At 73.5% G+C, this 21459-nt stretch carries 18 protein-coding genes; 14 read left to right on the forward strand and 4 right to left on the reverse strand.

The genetic code is table 11. The features are described from left to right. Nucleotides 1-117: 117 nt before the first annotated feature. The 7 genes from OIE12_RS26780 (at nucleotide 118) to OIE12_RS26810 (ending at nucleotide 9602) form a co-directional block, all read left to right on the forward strand. Nucleotides 118-1122 carry a sugar ABC transporter substrate-binding protein gene (locus OIE12_RS26780; protein WP_329142238.1) on the forward strand — a complete coding sequence of 335 codons (1005 nt, stop codon included), beginning with the start codon at nucleotides 118-120 and terminating at the stop codon, nucleotides 1120-1122. After that, nucleotides 1119-2150, forward strand: a complete 1032-nt coding sequence (locus OIE12_RS26785; protein ID WP_329139568.1) for an ABC transporter permease — start codon at nucleotides 1119-1121, stop codon at nucleotides 2148-2150. Before OIE12_RS26780 ends, OIE12_RS26785 begins: the two co-directional genes overlap by 4 nt. Beyond that, entirely contained in the window at nucleotides 2147-2956 is an 810-nt protein-coding gene (locus OIE12_RS26790) for an ATP-binding cassette domain-containing protein (protein ID WP_329139570.1), read from the forward strand. Before OIE12_RS26785 ends, OIE12_RS26790 begins: the two co-directional genes overlap by 4 nt. Before the next feature lie 165 nt (nucleotides 2957-3121). Beyond that, on the forward strand, nucleotides 3122-4312 hold the full coding sequence (locus tag OIE12_RS26795; protein WP_329139572.1) for an ROK family glucokinase: 1191 nt from the start codon (nucleotides 3122-3124) through the stop codon (nucleotides 4310-4312). Further along, nucleotides 4309-4893: a sugar kinase gene (locus OIE12_RS26800; RefSeq protein ID WP_329139574.1), complete on the forward strand. Its 585-nt coding sequence runs from the start codon at nucleotides 4309-4311 to the stop codon at nucleotides 4891-4893. The genes OIE12_RS26795 and OIE12_RS26800 overlap by 4 nt, the downstream gene beginning before the upstream one ends. A 156-nt stretch (nucleotides 4894-5049) precedes the next feature. Then, on the forward strand, nucleotides 5050-7863 hold the full coding sequence (locus tag OIE12_RS26805) for an SNF2-related protein (RefSeq protein WP_329142241.1): 2814 nt from the start codon (nucleotides 5050-5052) through the stop codon (nucleotides 7861-7863). After that, the gene (locus OIE12_RS26810) at nucleotides 7860-9602 is read left to right on the forward strand and encodes an SWIM zinc finger family protein (protein WP_443053915.1); all 1743 of its coding nucleotides are present in this window, start codon (nucleotides 7860-7862) and stop codon (nucleotides 9600-9602) included. Before OIE12_RS26805 ends, OIE12_RS26810 begins: the two co-directional genes overlap by 4 nt. Before the next feature lie 156 nt (nucleotides 9603-9758). Here OIE12_RS26810 and OIE12_RS26815 read toward each other — a convergent pair whose 3' ends face one another. Then, entirely contained in the window at nucleotides 9759-10379 is a 621-nt protein-coding gene (locus tag OIE12_RS26815) for a TetR/AcrR family transcriptional regulator (RefSeq protein WP_329139576.1), read from the reverse strand. A gap of 125 nt (nucleotides 10380-10504) precedes the next feature. Here OIE12_RS26815 and OIE12_RS26820 point away from each other — a divergent pair, with 125 nt between their 5' ends. Together OIE12_RS26820 and OIE12_RS26825 are read left to right on the forward strand one after the other, a co-directional pair. Continuing rightward, on the forward strand, nucleotides 10505-11176 hold the full coding sequence (locus OIE12_RS26820) for a peroxiredoxin-like family protein (RefSeq protein ID WP_329139578.1): 672 nt from the start codon (nucleotides 10505-10507) through the stop codon (nucleotides 11174-11176). Between the two features lie 202 nt (nucleotides 11177-11378). Beyond that, nucleotides 11379-11531 carry a hypothetical protein gene (locus OIE12_RS26825; protein WP_329139580.1) on the forward strand — a complete coding sequence of 51 codons (153 nt, stop codon included), beginning with the start codon at nucleotides 11379-11381 and terminating at the stop codon, nucleotides 11529-11531. Between the two features lie 258 nt (nucleotides 11532-11789). On the opposite strand, the gene OIE12_RS26830 is transcribed toward OIE12_RS26825, so the two are convergent. Further along, nucleotides 11790-12563: a polysaccharide deacetylase family protein gene (locus tag OIE12_RS26830; protein ID WP_329142243.1), complete on the reverse strand. Its 774-nt coding sequence runs from the start codon at nucleotides 12561-12563 to the stop codon at nucleotides 11790-11792. Nucleotides 12564-12821: 258 nt separating this feature from the next. On the opposite strand from OIE12_RS26830, the gene pcaDC reads away from it, so the two are divergent. The 3 genes from pcaDC (at nucleotide 12822) to OIE12_RS26845 (ending at nucleotide 15673) form a co-directional block, all read left to right on the forward strand. Next, nucleotides 12822-14117 carry a bifunctional 3-oxoadipate enol-lactonase/4-carboxymuconolactone decarboxylase PcaDC gene (gene pcaDC, locus OIE12_RS26835; protein WP_329139581.1) on the forward strand — a complete coding sequence of 432 codons (1296 nt, stop codon included), beginning with the start codon at nucleotides 12822-12824 and terminating at the stop codon, nucleotides 14115-14117. Between the two features lie 84 nt (nucleotides 14118-14201). Next, nucleotides 14202-14837 (forward strand): MBL fold metallo-hydrolase, encoded by a 636-nt coding sequence (locus tag OIE12_RS26840; protein WP_329139583.1) that lies wholly within the window; start codon nucleotides 14202-14204, stop codon nucleotides 14835-14837. A gap of 56 nt (nucleotides 14838-14893) precedes the next feature. Next, the gene (locus OIE12_RS26845; protein WP_329139585.1) at nucleotides 14894-15673 is read left to right on the forward strand and encodes an exodeoxyribonuclease III; all 780 of its coding nucleotides are present in this window, start codon (nucleotides 14894-14896) and stop codon (nucleotides 15671-15673) included. Between the two features lie 73 nt (nucleotides 15674-15746). On the opposite strand, the gene OIE12_RS26850 is transcribed toward OIE12_RS26845, so the two are convergent. After that, nucleotides 15747-17558, reverse strand: coding sequence for an SGNH/GDSL hydrolase family protein (locus OIE12_RS26850; RefSeq protein ID WP_329139587.1), 1812 nt, complete (start codon nucleotides 17556-17558; stop codon nucleotides 15747-15749). Nucleotides 17559-17764: 206 nt separating this feature from the next. On the opposite strand from OIE12_RS26850, the gene OIE12_RS26855 reads away from it, so the two are divergent. Continuing rightward, nucleotides 17765-18208, forward strand: coding sequence for a DUF6278 family protein (locus OIE12_RS26855; protein ID WP_329139589.1), 444 nt, complete (start codon nucleotides 17765-17767; stop codon nucleotides 18206-18208). 361 nt (nucleotides 18209-18569) lie between these two features. Here the strand turns inward: OIE12_RS26855 and OIE12_RS26860 are convergent, their stop codons facing one another. Further along, on the reverse strand, nucleotides 18570-19331 hold the full coding sequence (locus tag OIE12_RS26860) for a hypothetical protein (RefSeq protein ID WP_329139591.1): 762 nt from the start codon (nucleotides 19329-19331) through the stop codon (nucleotides 18570-18572). A 245-nt stretch (nucleotides 19332-19576) separates the two neighbouring features. Between OIE12_RS26860 and ggt the strand changes: the two genes are divergently transcribed. Beyond that, entirely contained in the window at nucleotides 19577-21397 is a 1821-nt protein-coding gene (ggt, locus tag OIE12_RS26865) for a gamma-glutamyltransferase (protein WP_329139593.1), read from the forward strand. The last annotated feature ends 62 nt before the right edge of the window (nucleotides 21398-21459 follow it).

Consider the following 21459-nt stretch of genomic DNA (forward strand, 5'->3'; position numbering starts at 1 on the left):
CGCGCCGTACGCCGGCGCCTGCCCGGGGCGCCCCGTGTCCGTATACACGCACGGCATCACCGATAATCGGACGGAATGTCTGTTCGATCGAGTGGTGACAAGAAGGGCGACGGTCTCGTGGTACGGAGACGGAGCTGGGCAATCATCGCGCTGGCGGCGGTGCTGGGGACCTCCCTGGCCGGCTGCAGCGCGACCGGCGGCAAGCGCGCCGAGGACGCCCGCAGGGCCGCGTCGGCGCAGGGCCGGGCGGCGGTGTCGACGCCCCTCTGGACCTTCGCGATGATCACGCACTCCGGCGACGGCGACACCTTCTGGGACATCGTGCAGAGCGGCGCCAAGCAGGCCGCCGTCAAGGACAACGTCGACTTCCTCTACTCGCACGACGACGAGGCCAAGGAGCAGGCGCAGCTCGTCCAGACCGCGATCGACAAGAAGGTCGACGGCATCATCGTCTCCCTCGCCAAGCCCGACGCGCTCAAGGCGTCCCTCGCCCGCGCGAGGGAGGCCGGCATCCCCGTGATCACGGTGAACTCCGGCTCCGCGGAGTCCAAGGAGTTCGGCGCGCTCACCCACGTCGGCCAGGACGAGACCACCGCCGGCGAGGCCGTCGGCGAGGAGCTCAACCGGCGTGGCCGCAAGAAGGTCCTGTGCGTCCTGCACGAACAGGGCAACGTCGGCCACGAGCAGCGCTGCGACGGCGTGAGGAAGACCTTCGACGGCACCGTGCGCGACCTGTACGTCAACGGCACGAGCATGCCCGACGTGCAGTCCGCGCTGGAGGCCCAGCTCCAGTCCGACGCCTCCCTGGACGCCGTCGTCACCCTCGGCGCCCCCTACGCCGACACCGCCGTCAAGGCCGAGGAGAACGCCGGCAGCAAGGCCGAGATCGACACCTTCGACCTCAACGCCAAGGTCGCCGCCGGACTCCAGAAGGGCACCCTCGGCTTCGCCGTCGACCAGCAGCCCTACCTCCAGGGCTACGAGGCCGTCGACCTGCTCTGGCTGTACAAGTACAACGCCGACGCACTCGGCGGCGGCAAACCCGTCCTCACCGGCCCCCAGATCGTCACCAAGGACCAGGCCGCCGAACTGCGCCGCTACACCGAGCGGGGCACCCGATGAGCGCCGCCACCTCCGACGAGCGGCTGCTCGCCACCTCGCCCCTCGACCGCCTCCTCACCCGCCCCGAGCTCGGCTCACTGGTCGGCGCGCTCGCCGTCTTCGCCTTCTTCGCGCTCGCCGCCGACGGCTTCCTGCGCGCCTCCAGCCTCAGCACCGTCCTGTACGCCGCCTCGACCATCGGCATCATGGCGGTGCCCGTCGCCCTGCTCATGATCGGCGGCGAGTTCGACCTGTCCGCCGGCGTCATGGTGACGTCCTCCGCGCTGATCTCCTCGATGTTCAGTTATCAGATGACGGCGAACGTCTGGGTCGGCGCCGGCGTCTCGCTCCTGGCCACCCTGGGGCTCGGCGCGTTCAACGGCTACGTCCTCACCCGTACGAAGCTGCCCAGCTTCATCGTCACCCTCGGCACCTTCCTGATGCTGACCGGCGCCAACCTGGGCCTCACCAAGCTCATCGACGGCACCGTCTCCACCAAGACGATCGCCGACATGGCGGGCTTCCCCGCCGCGCACGCCGTCTTCGCCTCCGCCCCCTCGATCGGCGGGGTACAGATCCGGATCACCGTCCTGTGGTGGCTCGCCCTCGTCGCCGTCGCCTCCTGGATCCTGCTGCGCACCCGCGCCGGCAACTGGATCTACGCGGTCGGCGGCAACGCGGACGCCGCCCGCGCGGTCGGCGTTCCCGTCACCAAGGTCAGGATCGGTCTCCACATGGGCGTCGCGTTCGGCGCCTGGATCGGCGGACAGCACCTCCTCTTCGCGTACGACGCCGTGCAGTCCGGCGAGGGCGTCGGCAATGAACTGATCTACATCATCGCCGCCGTCATCGGCGGCTGTCTGATCACCGGGGGCCACGGCTCCGCCGCCGGCTCGGCCCTCGGCGCGCTGCTGTTCGGCATGGTCAGCAAGGGCATCGTCTTCGCGGAGTGGAACCCCGACTGGTTCAAGTTCTTCCTCGGAGCCATGCTGCTCCTCGCGACCCTGCTCAACACCTGGGTCCGCAGGCGCGCGGAGGCGAACAAGTGACCGCGCCCGCGACCCGCGCGCCCCTCGTGGAGCTGACCGGCGTCAGCAAGCGCTACGGCAACGTCCGCGCCCTCCAGGACGTCTCCCTGCGCGTCCACGCGGGCGAGATCACCTGCGTCCTGGGCGACAACGGCGCCGGCAAGTCCACCCTCATCAAGATCATCGCCGGACTGCACCCGCACGACGACGGCACCCTCGCACTGGACGGCGAACCCACCCGCCTCGCCTCCCCGCGCGAGGCCCTGGACCGCGGCATCGCCACCGTCCACCAGGACCTCGCGGTCGTCCCCCTGATGCCGGTGTGGCGCAACTTCTTCCTCGGCTCCGAACCCCGCAAGGGCCTCGGCCCCCTCAAGCGACTGGACACCGGCCTCATGCGCCGCACCACGCGCGAGGCACTGCTGCGCATGGGCATCGACCTGCGCGACGTCGACCAGCCCATCGGCACCCTCTCCGGCGGCGAACGCCAGTGCGTCGCGATCGCCCGCGCCGTCCACTTCGGCGCGAAGGTACTCGTCCTCGACGAACCGACGGCGGCCCTCGGCGTCAAACAGTCCGGCGTCGTCCTCAAGTACGTCACCGCCGCCCGCGACGCCGGCCTCGGCGTGGTCCTCATCACCCACAACCCCCACCACGCCCACCTGGTCGGCGACCACTACACCCTCCTCAACAGAGGCACGACAACAGCGACGTACACCAGGGAAACGGTCACCCTGGAAGAGCTGACGGCCCAGATGGCGGGGGGCTCGGAACTGGAAGCCCTGAGGCATGAACTGCGGGTTGCGGCCACAGATGGATCGGCTTGAGGGCAGCCATGCAGTCTTGGGGGCGCGGGGAACTGCGCGAGCAACCACAACGCACCCGCACCCGAAAACAAACCGCACACACCCTCCCAACCCCCGGCCACAAGAACCCCCCGGGCAGGGAGCCCACCCCCCAACCGACGGAGTCATACGGCACAATCGGCCACGATGAGCACCTACCGCGACCTCTCCCTCCCCCGCGCACTGGGCGCCGCCAGAGCCACCGCCGGCGCCCCCATCGGCTCCCGCCGCGCCACCGCCCTGCGCACCGTCGGCACCCGTGAGCGCCGCTCGCACCTGACGGCGCCCCGCGTGCCGACCGTCGGCATCGACATCGGCGGCACCAAGGTGATGGCGGGCGTCGTGGACGCCGACGGCAACATCCTGGAGCGGCTGCGCACGGAGACCCCGGACAAGTCCAAGAGCCCCAAGGTCGTCGAGGACACGATCGCCGAGCTGGTGCTCGACCTCTCCGACCGGCACGACGTGCACGCCGTCGGCATCGGCGCGGCCGGCTGGGTCGACGCCGACCGCAACCGCGTGCTGTTCGCCCCCCACCTGTCCTGGCGCAACGAGCCGCTGCGGGACCGCCTGGCCGAGCGCCTGGCCGTGCCCGTCCTGGTCGACAACGACGCCAACTCCGCCGCCTGGGCCGAGTGGCGCTTCGGCGCCGGCCGCGGCGAGGACCACCTCGTCATGATCACCCTCGGCACCGGCATCGGCGGCGCCATCCTGGAGGACGGCCAGGTCAAGCGGGGCAAGTACGGGGTCGCGGGGGAGTTCGGGCACATGCAGGTCGTGCCCGGCGGCCACCGCTGCCCCTGCGGCAACCGGGGCTGCTGGGAGCAGTACAGCTCCGGCAACGCCCTGGTCCGCGAGGCCAGGGAGCTGGCTGCCGCCGACTCCCCGGTGGCGTACGGGATCATCGAGCACGTCAAGGGGCAGGTCGGCGACATCACCGGCCCGATGATCACCGAGCTGGCCCGCGAGGGCGACGCCATGTGCGTCGAGCTGCTCCAGGACATCGGGCAGTGGCTCGGCGTCGGCATCGCCAATCTGGCCGCCGCCCTCGACCCGTCCTGCTTCGTGATCGGCGGCGGCGTCAGCGCAGCCGACGACCTGCTCATCGGCCCCGCCCGGGACGCCTTCAAACGGCACCTCACCGGCCGCGGCTACCGCCCCGAGGCGCGGATCGTGCGCGCCCAGCTCGGCCCCGAGGCCGGCATGGTCGGCGCCGCCGACCTGGCCCGCCTCGTCGCCCGCCGCTTCCGCCGCGCCAAGCGCCGCCGGGTGGAGCGCTACGAGCGCTACGAGCGGTACGCCGAGTCCCGCCGCACCGAGCGGGAGGGCGCCTCGTGACGTCCGCCGCGGTACCCCACCAGCCCGTCGCTTCGGAGAAGCCCGCGCGTCCGCCCGAGGACCGCCGGCACATGATCCGCCGGCGCGCGCTCACCCTCCTGACGATCGTGCTGCTCATCGGCGTCCCGGCCGGCTATCTGGTGATCTCCGCCAACCAGAGCCGGGACAGCGGCAAGGACAAGGAGGAGAAGTGGTCGGCGACCGGCCTCACCGCCGGCTGGCCCTCGCGCGTGCAGCGCCGCCTCTACCAGGTGCCCATCCCGCCGTACTCGCGCGACGTCGCCTACTACGAGACCAACAACTGGAAGACCAGCCGGCTCTACACCCAGTTCCTGACCAGCAACGAGGGACTGGAGCGCTTCCTGCGCGAGACCGGCACCGGCATGGCCGCGCTGAAGCAGGACGACATCGCCATCGGCACCCGTGACCAGCGGGTCATCGGCTGGGACTTCAGCGGGCCCGGCCCCTGGTACGGGCTGGTCCACAAGCAGAAGGACCCGGCCCCCACGCACGACATCGTGGTCAACCGCTCCAACCCGAAGCACCCGATGGTGTACGTCGTCTCGCGCACGGTGCCGTAGACCGGGCGCGCCCCGGTTCCCGCCGGCCGAGGGCCAGCGGGCCGCCGCGAGGCCGCCCGAGCCGCCCCGGCACCGGCTCCGGAGCCGATTGTCAGACCCCGCCCGTACAGTCGTAGACACCTGACACGACGAGAAGGGCGGGAGGTGACCGTACGTATGGAGATGGAGAGGGAGAACGCGCTCGCGCGGGTGCCCGCGCGCCTCGCCGCCGTCTTCCTGCCCGCCCCCGTGCCCCGGCAGGGCCGCGTCGCCTTCTGGGACCCGGATCCCGAGGGCATCGTGCCACCCGCCGCCGAGGACCTGGTCGTCGTACGGCCGCACGGCACCACCGTCCGCCGGGCCACCGTGCCCGCACGCACCCTCACCGTCGCGGCCGCGCTGCCCGTCCTCACCGCCGCCCGGCACACCCCGGGCGCCCACCCCGCCACCGCCTGCTGGGGCGCCGCCGCGCTGCACGCCCTGCGGCTCGTCGCCCGCGGCCGGCTGCTGCCCGGTCTCACCGCCGAGGGGTACGACGCCTGGCGCGCGGGCCCCCTGGAACGGGACGACATCGCCCACCTGAGGGCCATCGCCGCCGCCCTCCCCCACGAGGGGCACGCCGTGCCGCTCCCCGGGCGCGGCCCGCTCCGGCTGCCCGAGCCCGAGGCCCTGGTGCGCGCCTTCCTGGACGCGGTCGCCGACACCCTGCCCCGCACCCCCGCCGCGGCACACGTCTCCGGCCGGCCCTTCGCCGCCCGCGCCACCACCCGCCTGCCCGGCGCCCGGGACTGGGCCGCCGAGGTCGCCGCCGGCATGGACACCGGCGTACGGATCTCGCTGCGCCTGGACCTGTCGGCGTACCAGCTGTTCGACGACACCGAGGGCGCCTCGCGCGCGGGAGCGGCCGTCGTCCAGGTGCACAGCCTCGCCGACCCCACGCTCGTCACCGACGCCGCCGCCCTGTGGGCGGGGGAGTCCGACGCGGCGTTCGGGCCCCGCGCGCGCGTGGACGCCGCGCTCGCGGTGCGCCGCGCGGCCCGCGTCTGGCCGCCCCTGGACCGGCTCGCGGAACAGGACGTGCCCGACGTACTGGCCCTGTCCGAGGAGGAGCTGACCGACCTCCTCGGCGTCGCCGCCACCCGCCTCGGCGCCGCCGGCGTCGCCGTGCACTGGCCGCGGGACCTCGCCCAGGACCTCACCGCCACCGCCGTACTGCACCCGGCCCCCGGCTCCGCCACCGACGGCACGGGTTTCTTCGAGAGCGAGGACCTGCTCCGCTTCGGCTGGCAGCTCGCCCTGCGCGGCGACCCGCTCACCGAGGCCGAGATGGACGCCCTCGCGGAGGCGCACCGGCCGGTGGTCCGGCTGCGCGACCAGTGGGTGCTCGTCGACCCCGCCCTCGTCCGCAAGGCCCGCAAACGGGAGCTGGGTCTGCTCGACCCGGTCGACGCGCTGTCCGTCGCCCTCACGGGCACGGCGGAGGTCGACGGCGAGACCGTGGAGGCGGTCCCGGTCGGTGCGCTGGCCGCCCTGCGGGACCGGCTCACCGCCGGCATCACGGCCGTCGAGCCGCCGCCCGGCCTCGACGCCCGGCTGCGCGACTACCAGCTGCGCGGACTGGCCTGGCTGGACCTGATGACCTCCCTCGGCCTCGGCGGCTGCCTCGCCGACGACATGGGCCTCGGCAAGACGGTCACCCTGATCGCGCTCCATCTGCGCCGCGCCCGCCCCGAGCCCACGCTCGTCGTCTGCCCCGCCTCCCTGCTCGGCAACTGGCAGCGGGAGATCACCCGCTTCGCGCCCGGCGTCCCCGTCCGCCGCTTCCACGGCCCCGACCGCACGCTGGACGGGCTCGACGGCGGCTTCGTCCTCACCACCTACGGCACCATGCGCTCGGCCGCGCCCCGGCTGGCCGAACAGCCCTGGGGGCTCGTCGTCGCCGACGAGGCGCAGCACGTGAAGAACCCCTACTCGGCCACGGCCAAGGCGCTGCGCACGATCCCGGCACCCGCCCGGGTCGCGCTGACCGGCACGCCGGTGGAGAACAACCTCTCCGAGCTGTGGGCGCTGCTGGACTGGACGACGCCCGGGCTGCTCGGCCCCCTGAAGTCCTTCCGTGCCCGGCACGCACGCGCGGTCGAGGGCGGCGAGGACCCCGGCGCCGCCGAGCGCCTCGCCCGGCTGGTCCGGCCCTTCCTGCTGCGCCGCAAGAAGTCCGACCCGGGCATCGTCCCCGAACTCCCGCCCAAGACGGAGACCGACCACCCGGTGCCGCTCACCCGCGAACAGGCCGCGCTCTACGAGGCGGTGGTGCGCGAGTCGATGCTCGCGATCGAGACGGCCGAGGGCATCGCCCGGCGCGGCATGGTGCTGCGGCTCCTCACGTCCCTCAAACAGATCTGCGACCACCCCGCGCTGTACCTCAAGGAGGACCCGGCCACGGCCCGGTCCCTCGGGGAACGCTCCGGGAAGCTGGCCCTCCTCGACGAACTCCTGGACACGCTCCTCTCGGAGGACGGCTCCGCCCTGGTCTTCACCCAGTACGTGGGCATGGCCCGGCTCATCACCGCGCACCTGGCAGCCCGCGCCGTCCCCGCCGACCTGCTGCACGGCGGCACCCCGGTGCCGGAACGCGAGCGCATGGTGGACCGCTTCCAGGCCGGTACGACGCCGGTGCTCGTCCTCTCCCTCAAGGCCGCCGGCACGGGCCTGAACCTCACGCGGGCGGGGCACGTCGTCCATGTCGACCGCTGGTGGAACCCGGCGGTCGAGGAACAGGCCACCGACCGCGCCTACCGCATCGGGCAGACCCAGCCGGTGCAGGTGCACCGGCTGATCACCGAGGGCACGGTCGAGGACCGCATCGACGACATGCTGCGCTCCAAGCGCGCCCTCGCCGACGCGATCCTCGGCTCCGGCGAGACCTCCCTCACGGAACTGACCGACCGCGAACTGTCCGACCTCGTCTCGCTGAGGAGAACGACGTCATGACGGCGGACAAGGAGAACGGCGACGAGGGTTCCAGGCCCGGCGACGCGGCTCGCAAGGCCCTGCGCGAGGCCCGCGCCCGCGCGCACCACGCGGAGCCGGAAGCGGAGCGGCCCCGCCCCGCCCCACAACCGGCGAAGCCGGCCCGCCCGGGCGACGCCGCTCGCGCGGCCCTACGCACAGCCAGGGCCACCCTCAGGGGCGCGGGAGTGTATCAATCTGCGGTTCCACCGCGGAGCGCGACGAGCCCGAAGGCACCCGCACCCGCCAACGCACCGAACACCCCGAGCTCTCCGGCGCCCGAGGGCACCGCACCCGACGCCACCCCGCAACCTCCGCCCACTGCCAGGGGCGCGGGACTGGATCAATCTGCGGTTCCACCGCGGAGCGCGACCAGCCCCACCCCACCCGCACCCGCCAACGCACCGAACACCCCACCCCCTTCCGCGCCCACCCGCACACCAACCCCCCGCACCATGGCCGCCCCCTCCCGGGACGGCGACCTCCGGCGAACGTTCGCCACCTTCCCCGCCCAAACCGGCGGAGCCACACGCGAACCGTTCGCCCACACCTGGTGGGGCAACGCCTGGCTCACCGCCCTGGAGGCGGGAGCCCTCGACCCCGCCCGCCTCACCCGCGGCCGCACCTACGCCGCCCAGGGCAACGTCGACGCCATCACCGTCACCCCCGGCCAGGTCCTGGCCTACGTCCGCGGCAGCCGCCCCCGCCCCTACCGCACCCAGGTCCGCCTCCGTACCCTCTCCGACGCCGACTGGGACCGCTTCCTGGACGCCGCCGTGGAACGGACGGGCCACATCGCCGCCCTCCTCGACAAGGAGATGCCGCACTCGCTCGCGGACTGCGGCGTCCCCCTGCTCCCCGGCCCCGGCGACCTCGAACCGCTGTGCAGCTGCCCCGACCGCGGCCACCCCTGCAAGCACGCCGCCGCCCTCTGCTACCAGACCGCACGCCTGCTCGACGAGGACCCCTTCGTCCTGCTCCTGCTCCGCGGCCGCGGCGAACGCGCACTGCTCGACGCCCTCTCCCGCCGCAGCGCCGCCCGCGCGGCCCGCACCGCACAGGACGCGCACGACACGGCCGCCCTGCCCGGCGTCCGCGCCCGCGACGCCCTCGCCCCGCGCACCCTCCCGCCGCTCCCCGCCCCGCTGCCCCCGCTCCCGCACCCCGAGCAGCCACCGGCCCACCCCGCCGCCCCCGGCGGCCCGGACCCGCTCGCCCTCGACCAGCTCGCCACCGACGCGGCCGCCCGCGCCCACGCCCTGCTCACCACGGGACGTGACCCCGTGGCCGAGCTGACCCTGTGGCAGGACGCCGTCCGTCTCGCCGCCGCCCGCCCCGGCTCCGGCCTCACCGCCACCACCCGCGCCCTCTACGCCTCCCTCGCCGCCGCCACCGGCCGTAGGACCGCCGACCTGGCCCGCGCGGTCGCCGCCTGGCGGCAGGGCGGACCGGAGGGGCTCGCCGTCCTGGAGGAGCCGTGGGACCCGCCGGCGGGCCGCTTCGACCGGGCCCGCCCGCTGCTCCTCGCCGCCGACCTGCCCGCCTTCCGGCCCTGGCGCAACCGGCTCACCCACCCCGCCGGCCACGTCCAGCTCCGCCTCGGCCGGAACCACCTCTGGTACGCCTACGAGTCGGAACCCGGCACGGAGGACTGGTGGCCCCGTGGCACCCCCGACCTCGACCCGATCGGCGCGCTCACCGGCCTGGGCGGCATACCGTGACGGTGGGGCTGCCCGCGACACCGTGACGGGGCGGGACGGCCCGCGCACACCACGCCCCGTCGACGTGGCGACCTTTCTCCGTCTCCCGGCGTTCAGGGAGGGCGAAGGTCTTCGGCCACCCTCGTACTACCTCGCGCTACCTCGTACTACCTCGTGCTACCTCGCGTGGCGGCGGACGCGGTCGATCATCGCGTCGAGCACCGCTTCGAGGGCGGCGGTGTCGCGATGGGCCTGCGTCATCAGCAGGCCGCCCTGCAGCGCGGTGAGCAGGGCGAGGGCGAGACGGTCGGGGTCGGCGTCCCCGTCCAGCTCACCGCGCTCCTGCATGGACCGCAGCCCGTCGCGGATGGCGTCCTGCCACTGGGCGTAGGCCGCCACGAGCCGGGCGCGGGCCTGCGGGTCGGCGTCGGACAGCTCGGCGGACAAGGATCCCAGCGGGCAGCCGCCCCGGCAGTCGCGCGCGTGCTGCGCCCGGACGACGGCGTCCCGCCACGCCTCCAGTGCCTCGAAGCTGTCCAGTCGGCCGAGAAGCGGTCGCTGGAAGTCGAGGACACGCTCGGTCTGGTACTCGATGACGGCCTGGACCAGCGACTTCTTGTCGCCGAAGTAGTGGTACAGCTGCGAGGGACTGCTCACCCGGGCGGCCTTGAGGATGTCTTCGGTGCTGGTGCCCGCCACGCCGTGCTCGTACATCAGTGCGGCCGCCGCCGCTGCGATGCGGTCGCGTGTGGCCTGCCCCTTGGGGGTCAGGCGGCGCGTTCCGGTGGTGCTCGTCACCCGGTCACGTTACCAAATCCCGACCTGTTCTAGAGTTGACATTCTATTTCTCTTCCGGTCAGGATTGGAGTGGTCGCTCTAGGAAAGTGGCCACTCCGGAAATGAAGGAACGAAGGGCGCACTCCATGACCACCACCCCCATCGCGGACCAGGTCGCCGACCTCCAGAAGAACGTCACCGGGCAGTTGCCGCCCGAGGTCGTGGAGGTGCTCAGCGCCGAGCAGACGGAGCTGGACGCCGCCGGAGTGCCGTCCGGCATCGCGGAGCCCGGAACTCCCATGCCGGACGCGCCACTGCTCGACGTGCGGGGCCGCTCCGTCACGCTGGAGCAGGTCCGGCAGGGTCGGCCGGCGGTCGTGGTGTTCTACCGCGGCGCGTGGTGCCCGTACTGCAACCTGGCCCTGCGCACCTACCAGCGGGAACTGGCGGACGAGCTGGACGCGCGGGGCGTCGTGATGATTGCCGTCAGCCCGCAGAAGCCGGACGGTTCGCTGACCGTCGTGGAGGCCAACGAGCTGACGTACACGGTTCTTTCCGACCCCGGCAACGGGATCGGCCAGGCGCTCGGCATCGTGACCCGGTCCGACGACCCGGTGCGGCACGCGCAGGCGTCTCTCGGCGTGGACCTCGCCGAGGTGAACGCCGACGGTACCCACGACATCGTCATGCCGACGGTGGCGATCGTCGACGCCGGGGGCACCCTGCGCTGGATCGACGTCCACCCGAACTACACGACCCGCACCGAGCCCACCGAAATCCTCGCGGCCCTCACGGACCTTTCGGAGACGACCCGCTGACCGGCGCGTCCCGGACACGCGCCTCCGCCTCCGGTACACACGGGACCGCCTCCGCCTCCCGCGCACACGGGGATGGGGGCGGACCGGCCGGTGCGCAGGAACCGCTCCGGCCACCGCCCGCCCACAAGCCCCCCGGTGCCCCGCACGCGACCGACGGAAGCGTGCGGGGCACCCACGCGCGTCGCGCTACACGGGCTGTGCCGTGGGCAAGATCTTCGTCTACGACACCGAACCCGGCAGCCCCTCCGAGGCCGCGATGCGTCTGCTGGCCCAGTGGAACAGCGAGGGGAAGGACGCCGACGGCAGCCGGGGGAAGGCCACCGGGACGGAGAGCTCACCGGGAGCGGCGCGTTGAGGACCGCGCCCGGCACGCCGGCGCGCCGGGCGCGGGTGCGCCTGCGCGCCGGAGCGCGGGTTCAGCACTGCGCCGAGGCCGGAAGGCCGCCCCGCGGCGGTCGGTGTCGCCGGCCAGGCACTGTGCGAGTCGGGCAACGACGGCGCCGGCCGGAGCCGGCCCCCGTTACCGGTCCGACCGGTCGCGCCGATCATGCTCATGCCCGAGAAGGGCCGGCAATGCATTCGATACTGTTCGAAAACCACGGTCCGCTCGCGGTCACTTGTAGATCTTCCCGGGCTCGGCCTTGCCCGGAGCGAGCAGCTGGGAGACGGTCACGAAGGTGTAGCCCTGTTTCCTGAGCGCCCGCAGGATGGACGGCATGGCCGGGACGGTGCCCTTGTGCAGCGGGTGGAGCAGGATGATCCCGTCGCGGCCGGCACCCTCGAGGACGCGCCGGGTGATCAGCGCGGTGTCGTCCGTGGCGTAGTCCTTCGCGGTCACCGTCCACAGCACCTCCGCCATCCCCAACTCCTTGCAGACCCTGGAGACGCGGTCGTCGGTGCGGCCCTGGGGCGGGCGCATCAGCGTCGGCTCGCTGCCGGTCAGCCGGGAGATGGCCCGTGCCGTGCGGCGCAGTTCGTCGCGGATCCGCGCGTCGGAGGCGTCGGTCAGCACCGGGTGAGTCCAGGTGTGGTCCCCGATCTCGTGCCCGTCCCGGGCGATCCGCCGCACCACGTCCGGGAACCGGTGAATGCGGCGGCCCTCGAGGAAGAAGGTCGACGGCGCCTTGTACTCCTTGAGGAGGTCCATCAGCCGGTCGGTGGGTTCACCCGGGTTGCCGTCGAACGTGAGCGCGATGCACTTGGCCTTCCGGCAGTCGACCTGCCCGGGCGGTATGCGCGCCCCGGACGCGGCCCGGTCACGTTCCGCGCGCGGGGAGAGCGTTTCCATCCTGTGCGCCCGGACGACCACGACGACGGTCACCGTCACCGCCACCACGGCCAGGGTCAGAAGTATGAGCAGACGGGGCCGTCTGTGGGAGATCTTCACCACGGGGAGAAGGGCCCGGCGCCGTACGGGTTGCCCGGCGGACCCGATGGTGAGGCAGAACACGTGCACGAGGCGTGGTGAAACGACGGGGGCGCCGGGCGGGTGCCCTGGACGACGTCATGGACCCAGCGGCTCTCGCAGGGGGCGTCTGTACGATGCTCGGGCGTCGGCCGTGGCGGACCTGCTTCCCGCGGCGCAGGCATGGGGAGGTCTCGCAGGGGACGTGTGAGGGATCGTGACGGACAAAGGTGTGAACCGGTGAGCGAAGCCAAGACCGAAACGCTGCAGTACCGCTTTGACGGGCCGGAAGACGCCCCTGTCCTGATCCTGGGACCATCCCTCGGCACCACCTGGCACATGTGGGACCGCCAGGTCCCCGAACTGGCCCAGCAGTGGCGGGTGCTCCGGTTCGATCTGCCCGGGCACGGGGGTGCGCCCGCGCATCCGGCCGGGGCCGTCGGCGATCTCGCCCGGCGGCTGCTGGCCACGCTCGACGCGCTCGGCGTGCAGCGGTTCGGCTACGCGGGCTGCGCGTTCGGCGGCGCCGTCGGCCTCGAACTGGCGCTGCGCCACCCCGAGCGGCTCGCCTCCCTCGTGCTGATCGCGGCCTCGCCCCGGTTCGGCACGGCGGACGAGTTCCGCCAGCGCGGGGTGATCGTCCGCAGCAACGGGCTCGACCCGATCGCCCGTACCTCTCCCGAGCGCTGGTTCACCGGCGGATTCGCGGCCGCGCAGCCCGCGATCACCGAGTGGGCGGTGCAGATGGTCCGCACCACCGACCCCGGCTGCTACATCGCCGCCTGCGAGGCCCTCGCCGCCTTCGACGTGCGCGGCGAGCTCGGCCGCATCGGCGTGCCCACGCTCGTCCTGGCCGGCTCCGAGGACCAGGTCACCGGACCGGCCGAGGCGCGCACGCTGGTCGCCGGCATTCCCGACGCCCGGCTCGCGGTCGTCCCCGGCGCCTCCCACCTCGTCCCGGTCGAACAGCCCGGCGCCGTCACCGACCTGCTCGTACGCCACTTCTCCAGCGCCTGGCAGCAGCCGGTGTTCGACACCGCCACCGGCCAGATCCCGCTCCCGGCCGTCCCGGTGCCCCCGGCGCCGGTCGTGGGGCCGGGGACCACGCCGCTGGCCGCGATCGCCCCGGCCGCCGCCCAGCCCGAGCCGGTGGGCCGGCCCGACCCGTACGACGCCGGGATCAAGGTGCGCCGCGAGGTGCTCGGCGACGCGCACGTGGACCAGGCGCTGTCCGCGGCGGACGAGTTCTCCGGCGACTTCCAGGAGCTCGTCACCCGGTACGCGTGGGGCGAGATCTGGGACCGCCCGGGACTCGACCGCCGCGCCCGCAGCTGCGTCACGCTCGCCGCGCTGATCGCCGGCGGACACACCGAGGAGCTCGGCGCGCACGTCCGCGCCGCCCTGCGCAACGGGCTCACCCCCGCCGAGATCAAGGAGGTGCTGCTGCAGACCGCCGTCTACTGCGGCATCCCCGCCGCCCAGGGCGCCTTCCGGGTGGCCCAGCAGGTGATCCGGGAGGAGACCACCCCCGAGTGAACCGGGGGCCCGGCCATGATCCGGGCAGCGGGAGCACCACCCTGAGGTGCTCCGCCACCACTGCGCCGGGGGCACGATGGAACCATGAAGTTCACGAAGAAGACGCACTCCTGTGTCCGCCTCGAGAAGGACGGACGCACCCTCGTCATCGACCCCGGCATGCTCAGCGAGGAGGACGCCGCGGTCGGCGCGGACGCGATCCTGGTCACGCACGAGCACATGGACCACTTCGACGAGGGCCGGCTGCGGGCCGGTCTCGAGGCCAACCCCGGGGCCAGTATCTGGACCCTGAAGTCGGTCGCCGAGAAGCTCTCGTCGGCGTTCCCCGGCCGCGTCCACACCGTGGGCCACGGCGACACGTTCACCGCCGCCGGCTTCGACGTCCAGGTCCACGGCGAGCTGCACGCCGTGATCCACCCCGACATCCCGCGGATCACCAACGTCGGCTATCTGATCGACGGCGGCGCCGTCTTCCACCCCGGCGACGCGCTCACCGTCCCCGACCATCCCGTCGAGACGCTGATGCTGCCGGTGATGGCCCCCTGGAACAAGATCGCCGAGGTGATCGACTACGTCCGCGAGGTCAAGCCGCAGCGTGCGTACGACATCCACGACGCGCTGCTGACCGACCTCGCCCGCCCGGTCTACGACGGCATGATCGGCGGCCTCGGTGGCGCCGAGCACCTGCGGCTCGGCTCCGGCGCCTCCGCCGAGCTCTGAGCACCCCGGGGCCCGGCCGGACCGCGTTGTCGGACCCGCCCGGTAGTTTGTAGGGCATGCGCATCGCGACCTGGAACGTGAACTCGATCACCGCTCGGCTGCCCCGGCTGCTCGCCTGGCTGGAGAGCAGCGGGACGGACGTGCTGTGCGTCCAGGAGGCCAAGACCACCGAGGAACAGTTCCCGTCCGACGCGCTGCGCGAGCTGGGCTACGAGTCCGCGGTGCACGCGACCGGCCGGTGGAACGGCGTGGCGGTTCTCTCCCGCGTCGGCCTGACGGACGTCGTCAAGGGCCTGCCCGGCGATCCCGGGTACGACGGCGCCCAGGAGCCCCGCGCGGTCTCCGCGACCTGCGGCCCGGTCCGCGTCTGGTCGGTGTACGTGCCCAACGGCCGCGAGGTCGACCACCCGCACTACGCCTACAAGCTCCAGTGGTTCGAGGCGCTGCGCGCGGCGATCGCCGGGGACGCGGCGGGTGACCGCCCGTTCGCCGTCCTCGGCGACTACAACGTGGCCCCGACCGACGACGACGTCTACGACCGCGCCGCCTTCGAGGGCTCCACCCACGTCACCCCCGCCGAGCGCGCCGCACTCGCCTCCCTGCGCGAGGCGGGCCTGTCGGACGTGGTCCCGCGCCCGCTGAAGTACGACCACCCGTACACGTACTGGGACTACCGCCAGCTCTGCTTCCCCAAGAACCGCGGCATGCGGATCGACCTGGTGTACGGCAACGAACCGTTCGCCAAGGCCGTCCAGGACGCGTACGTGGACCGCGAGGAGCGCAAGGGCAAGGGCGCCTCGGACCACGCGCCGGTGGTGGTGGACCTGGACGTCTGAGACACCGGCCGCCGCAGCCGTAGGCCCACCCGCCCCGGCCGCACGGCCAAAGGCCCAGGCCGCCCGCCCCGTCTCACAGCAGCCGCAGGTCCACCGAGTCGGCCAGCGCGGCAAGGCCCGTCGGACCGGGGTGCAGATGGTCGCCGCTGTCGTACTCCGGCCGCAGCCGCGCCGGGTGGGCGGGGTCGCGCAGCACGGCGTCGAAGTCGAGGAGGCCGTCGAACGTGCCGTCGGCGCGGCGCAGCCAGGCGTTGACCGCCGTGCGCCGCGTGTCCGCGGCGGCCGTGCATAGCGTCTCGCCCTCGCACGGGGCGATCGTGGCGGCCAGCACCCGGACCCCGCGTGCGTGCGCCCGGTCGGCCAGTTCACGCAGCCCGGCGATCACCTGGTCCGCCGTGGTGCCCCAGCGGACGTCGTTGACGCCCTCGAAGACGATGGCGGTGCGTACCGACGTCTGCGCCAGCACGTCACGGTCCAGCCGGTGCAGTGCGCTCACCCCGCCGGTGTCGGTGGAGACCCCGTCGCCCGGGTAGCGGTCGGTGACCACGCGGTTCGCGGAGATCCCCTCGTCGAGCACCCCGTAGCGGGGGACCGCGTGCTGCCGCAGCAGCCGGCCGGCCAGCACGTTCGGCCAGCGCCGGTTGGTGTCCGTGCCGGACTTCTCGCCGTCGGTGATCGAGTCCCCGAGCGCCACCACCGTGCCCGGGCCGCCGCCGGTGCCCCTGCCCGCGCCGCCGCTCACGTCGACGCCGGTGAGGAACGGCCAGGTCGTCAGCGTCGAGGTGTACGCCTCCGGTCCGGCGTCGCGCGTGTGGTCGCCCGGTTCGCTGAGGTACGACCGTTGCAGCGCGAGCCGGTGGACGGGCGCCGCCGTGACGGTGCCCGGCAGATGGAAGCTGACCAGCAGATCGGCGTCGGCGGGCACCGCGAACGGCACCGGATCGCTGACCGCCTCCGCACCCGCCGGAACGGTCAGGCCCCGCGCCCCGCCGAACGACAGCGGCACCGGCCTCCCGGCCGCCGCCGCCCCCGAACCCCGCGCCGCCACCGTCGCCCCGCCGATCCGTACCGGCGTTGAGGCGAACGTGTTGGCGAACCGCAGCCGCGCCCGCGGCCCGCCCGCGGAGGTGTGCACGACCAGCCGCAGCGTGCGGTCGGTCCACGGGCCGACCGAGGTGTACCCGGAGGGCGCGGCGGCCCAGCCGCCCGTCCAGCCACGCCCGGCGGACCGCACCGACAGTGCGAAGACATGCAGGTCGCGGTCGCGCGGCAGCGCCACCGACGCCACCGGCCGGCCGCGTACGAGCGGCACCGTCACCACGTACAGCCGCGCCCGCTCGGCGAGCGGCCCCGTGGGCGTGTTGAGGTGCGGCAGCGCGAGCGCCTTGGTGGCGAGGGGCCCGGTGCGCCAGTCGGGGGCGGTCAGCCGGTAGGCGGAGCGCGAGCCGTCCGTGTACCGCACCGTGCCGGAGCCGCCGGCGTCGGCGCCCTCGGCCCCGGTGCCGGCGACGAGGAACGCGAGTGCGTCGCCGCGGCCCCGCAGCCGTACGGACTGCCCGGCGGCGCGTACGTTGTCCGGCGCGCCCGGGGCGGTGCGCGGCCAGGTCAGCCGGGCGCCCTGGACGGTCAGCGCGCGCCCCGGTGTCCAGCCGGCCGCCGTCAGGTCCCGCGCCGACAGCGACCGCCCGGCCCCGTCGAAGTCCGCGGCGTCCGGCCGGGCGTCGTCGCTGACGGCCACGTTGTCGAACAGCCGCGCGAGCGACACGGCGCCGGAACCGGCGCCCGGACCCGTGACCGCCCCCGCCGCCCGCGCGGGCACGCCGGGCAGCAGGGCCCCCGCGCACACCCCCAGGGCCGCGGCCACCCACCCGAGACGCAGGCGCACCAGGGGCTCCTCTCAAAAGTAGGAACTCGAAAGCAGGAACTCGAAAGTAAGAAAACGACAGGGGAGAACGGAAAGAGGAACTGACGGGACACCAGATGCCTCTTGAAGCTAGGGAGGAGGAGGCGAATCGTCAATGAACCACGGATGAACACACCGGTGCCGCGCGCTTGTGGTGCACGGCGCGGGGACGATGCCACATTGGACATATGAACATCCCTTTTCTGGGCAACTGGCGCAAGAGTCACGGTGCGACGGCCCTCGGGGGTGCGGTGCTCACCGCAGGCGACCCCGACAGCTCCGGCCGTGAGGGGATCGCCGCGCTGCTGGCCGAGTGTGAACTGCTGCGCGCGCAGGCCGAGCGGGCGGGGGTCGAGCTGGACGACACGGCGGACTCGCTGGCGGCGCTCGACCAACTGGTCCCGCGCTGGCGGGACGACGAGGAACTGCTGCCCTGGCTGGGCAACGACGCGGGGCTGTACCTCGGCACGGTCATCGTGCGGACGGTGCCCGGCGCGGTCTGGGAGCTCCGGTCAGGGCACCCCGTGGTCCTGCTGGCCACCGGGCGGGAGGTCGACGTGGTGACGGACGGCCAGGACTGGGCGGTGACCGGCGCACCCGAACTGTCCCAGGTCTACGCGGAAGTGGCGTGAGCCCGAGCCCCACCCCGCGCTTCGGACCGCCCCGCCCCGCGCCCCGAGCCGCCCGCCCCGCGCACCACTCCGCCCCGGGCCCGCGCACGCCCGCGCACACCCCGCGCGCGCCACGGCCCGCGCCCGTACGGGAGGCCCGCGCCGGCAGCGAGTAGGCTGACCCCGCACGGCTGTCGGTCCGTCGATCGAACGGCACGCGTCACCAGGGGGAGCAGCGCACCGCACCCGGCCGGCCTTGTCCGGCGGCAGCCGATGATCACTGCTCGCACGGCGGAACCGGCCCGCACGACGGGTCGTCCGCCGACGAGAAGGAGGTCAGCTGCACGCCGGACGGGCCGGGCCCCCCGGCTCCCTCGTGTCTTCAGCCCGCCCGGTGCGACGGCCGCTCCGACGCCGGTTCGGCGGGCAGCGGTGTCTGCGCCGCACGGGTCACGTCCGCGACGAGTTCGACCACGTCGGGGCCGTACGCCTGCGAGTTGACGACCTTCAGCAGCAGGACGAACGTGCCGTTGCCGTACTTGCGGGCGAGCCGCGTGTGGTGGCGGGCGAGGTAGCGCGTGGCCGCCTGGTTGGTGATGGCCCGCTGCCCGGCGAACAGGAACACCGGCCGCACCTGGTCCGGCTGACCCGCCGTGAGCCGCGCGAGGAGCACGTACTCGGTGACCCCGGCCTCCATCCGGTACCGCTCGGTGCCGATGCGGAACGCCGCCCGGTCGACGACCGGTTCGGGATCGGTGTGGACCCGAACCCCGGGCAGCATCGCCTGCATGTGCGCCGCCATCCGCCGGTTCGAGCCCGGCCCGCCGACGCAGAACTCGGTGCGCTCGCCGAAGCCCTGCTGGGCCGCGTCCTGGGTGATCACCTGGATGCCCGCCCCGCACTCCTTGATGAGCGCGGACAGTTCGAGCAGCGCGAACACGTCGTGGCGGTGCACCGCCAGGTCCGCACTGCCCGCGTCCCGGTTGACCACGAGCAGCGACTCGGAGTGGGCGGGCAGTCCGAAGAAGGCCTGCTTGCGCCGGAGCCTGCGCCGCCACAGATAGGTGCGGGCGATCCAGCCGAGCGAGGCGCTGACGCCGGCCGCTATCACTCCCAGGACGATGTTGCGCACGTCGTCTGTCATGGCCGCGCATGGTAGCGGCCCCGGCCGCAACGGTGTTCGACGGTCCCCGCGAACAGGTCCCCGCGAACAGGTCCCTGCGAACAGGTCCCTGCGAACAGGTCCCCGCGAACATGCCCCCGCGACCAGGTCCCCGCGAAACAGACGCCCCCGAAGCGTCTCCCGCCGACGCGCGGCGCCCCATGCCTTGTCGCGGTCATGCCGCCACGGCGTTACGCTGCGCGGACGGTTCTTGACTGGAGGTACGCATGCGTCGTCCCGTCGCACGGAATTGGGCGGTACTCGCGGTCTCGGCCGCGGTGGTGTCGGTGGGCGCCGCCGCGCCCCCGTCCGCACCGCCGGGCCCGACCGCCGCCACGAGCGCCACACCGGCGAAGGTCCCGGTCGCCGTCGGCTACGGCGGTGCCGTGGCGAGCGTCGACGCCGACGCCTCGGCGGCCGGCATCGAGGTGCTCAGGAAGGGCGGCAACGCGGTCGACGCGGCCGTCGCCACCGCCGCCGCCCTCGGCGTCACCGAGCCGTACTCCTCCGGCCTCGGCGGCGGCGGGTTCTTCGTCTACTACGACGCCCGCTCCCGCACGGTGCACACCATCGACGGCCGCGAGACCGCGCCGCTCACCGCCGACAAGAACCTCTTCGTCGAGGACGGCAAGCCGCTCGCCTTCGCGGACGCCGTCACCAGCGGACTGAGCGTCGGCACCCCCGGCACCCCCGCCACCTGGGCCACCGCGCTGGACCAGTGGGGCAGCGAACGGCTCGGTACGGTCCTGAGGCCCGCCGAACGCCTCGCCCGCCGCGGCTTCACCGTCGACGAGACGTTCCGTTCCCAGACCGCGTCCAACGAGACCCGGTTCCGCTACTTCCCCGCCACCGCGAAGCTGTTCCTGCCCGGCGGCGAACTGCCCGCCGTCGGCTCCACCTTCAAGAACCCCGACCTGGCCCGCACCTACCGCGAGCTGGCCCGCAAGGGCGTCGGCGCGATCTACCACGGCGACCTCGGCGCGGACATCGTCGCCACCGCCGCCAAGCCGCCCATCGACCCGGCCGCCGGCTACAACGCCCGCCCCGGCAAGCTGACCCGGAAGGACCTGGCCGCCTACCGCGCCAAGCTCCAGGCCCCCACGAAGACCGACTACCGGGGCCTCGGCGTCTACTCCATCGCCCCGTCCTCCTCCGGTGGCACCACCGTCGGCGAAGCGCTCAACATCCTGGAGAAGACCGACCTCTCCAGGGCGAGCGAGACGCAGTACCTGCACCACTACATCGAGGCGAGCCGGATCGCCTTCGCCGACCGGGGCCGCTGGGTCGGCGACCCCGCCTTCGAGGACGTGCCCACCAAGGGGCTGCTCTCGCAGAAGTACGCCGACTCGCGCGCCTGCCTGATCAAGGACGACGCGGTCCTCACCAGCCCCCTCGCCCCCGGCGACCCGCGCCACCCCGCCGCCTGCGGCGCGGGCGGTACGGCCGCCCCGACGACGTACGAGGGCGAGAACACCACCCACCTCACGGTCGCCGACAAGTGGGGCAACGTCGTCTCCTACACCCTCACCATCGAACAGACGGGCGGCAGCGGCATCACCGTCCCCGGGCGCGGGTTCCTGCTCAACAACGAGCTGACGGACTTCTCCTTCGCCCCCGCCAACCCGGCGGTCCACGACCCGAACCTGCCGGGTCCCGGCAAGCGGCCGCGCTCGTCGATCTCCCCGACGATCGTGCTGGACAAGCACGACCGGCCGGTGGTCGCGCTCGGCTCGCCCGGCGGCGCGACCATCATCACCACCGTGCTGCAGACCCTGACCAACTTCGTCGACCGCGGCCTGCCGCTCGTCGACGCGATCGCCGCGCCCCGCGCCAGCCAGCGCAACGCGGCCAGGACGGAACTGGAACCGGGCCTGTACGACAGCGCGCAGCGGGCCCGCCTCGAGGCGCTCGGCCACGTGTTCTCCCTGAACCCGGAGATCGGCGCGGCGACGGGCGTCCAGCGCCTGCCGAACGGCAAGTGGCTGGCGGCGGCGGAGAAGGTCCGCAGGGGAGGGGGTTCGGCGATGGTGGTACGGCCGACCGGCTGACCGCGGCGAGGGGTGGGCCGGCGGGAGAACAAAAGCCGCTCACATGAACCGCTCACCCACCC

Origin of the sequence: Streptomyces sp. NBC_00670 (genome assembly GCF_036226765.1) — a bacterium.
GTDB lineage: Bacteria > Actinomycetota > Actinomycetes > Streptomycetales > Streptomycetaceae > Streptomyces.

Coding starts and splice junctions, on each gene's coding strand:
- OIE12_RS26795 (WP_329139572.1), top strand. CDS start 3,122: ATGAGCACCTACCGCGACCTCTCCCTCCCCCGCGCACTGGGCGCCGCC.
- OIE12_RS26805 (WP_329142241.1), top strand. CDS start 5,050: ATGGAGATGGAGAGGGAGAACGCGCTCGCGCGGGTGCCCGCGCGCCTC.
- OIE12_RS26845 (WP_329139585.1), top strand. CDS start 14,894: ATGCGCATCGCGACCTGGAACGTGAACTCGATCACCGCTCGGCTGCCC.
- OIE12_RS26785 (WP_329139568.1), top strand. CDS start 1,119: ATGAGCGCCGCCACCTCCGACGAGCGGCTGCTCGCCACCTCGCCCCTC.
- OIE12_RS26810 (WP_443053915.1), top strand. CDS start 7,860: ATGACGGCGGACAAGGAGAACGGCGACGAGGGTTCCAGGCCCGGCGAC.
- OIE12_RS26860 (WP_329139591.1), bottom strand. CDS start 19,331: ATGACAGACGACGTGCGCAACATCGTCCTGGGAGTGATAGCGGCCGGC.
- OIE12_RS26820 (WP_329139578.1), top strand. CDS start 10,505: ATGACCACCACCCCCATCGCGGACCAGGTCGCCGACCTCCAGAAGAAC.
- ggt (WP_329139593.1), top strand. CDS start 19,577: ATGCGTCGTCCCGTCGCACGGAATTGGGCGGTACTCGCGGTCTCGGCC.
- OIE12_RS26855 (WP_329139589.1), top strand. CDS start 17,765: ATGAACATCCCTTTTCTGGGCAACTGGCGCAAGAGTCACGGTGCGACG.
- OIE12_RS26840 (WP_329139583.1), top strand. CDS start 14,202: ATGAAGTTCACGAAGAAGACGCACTCCTGTGTCCGCCTCGAGAAGGAC.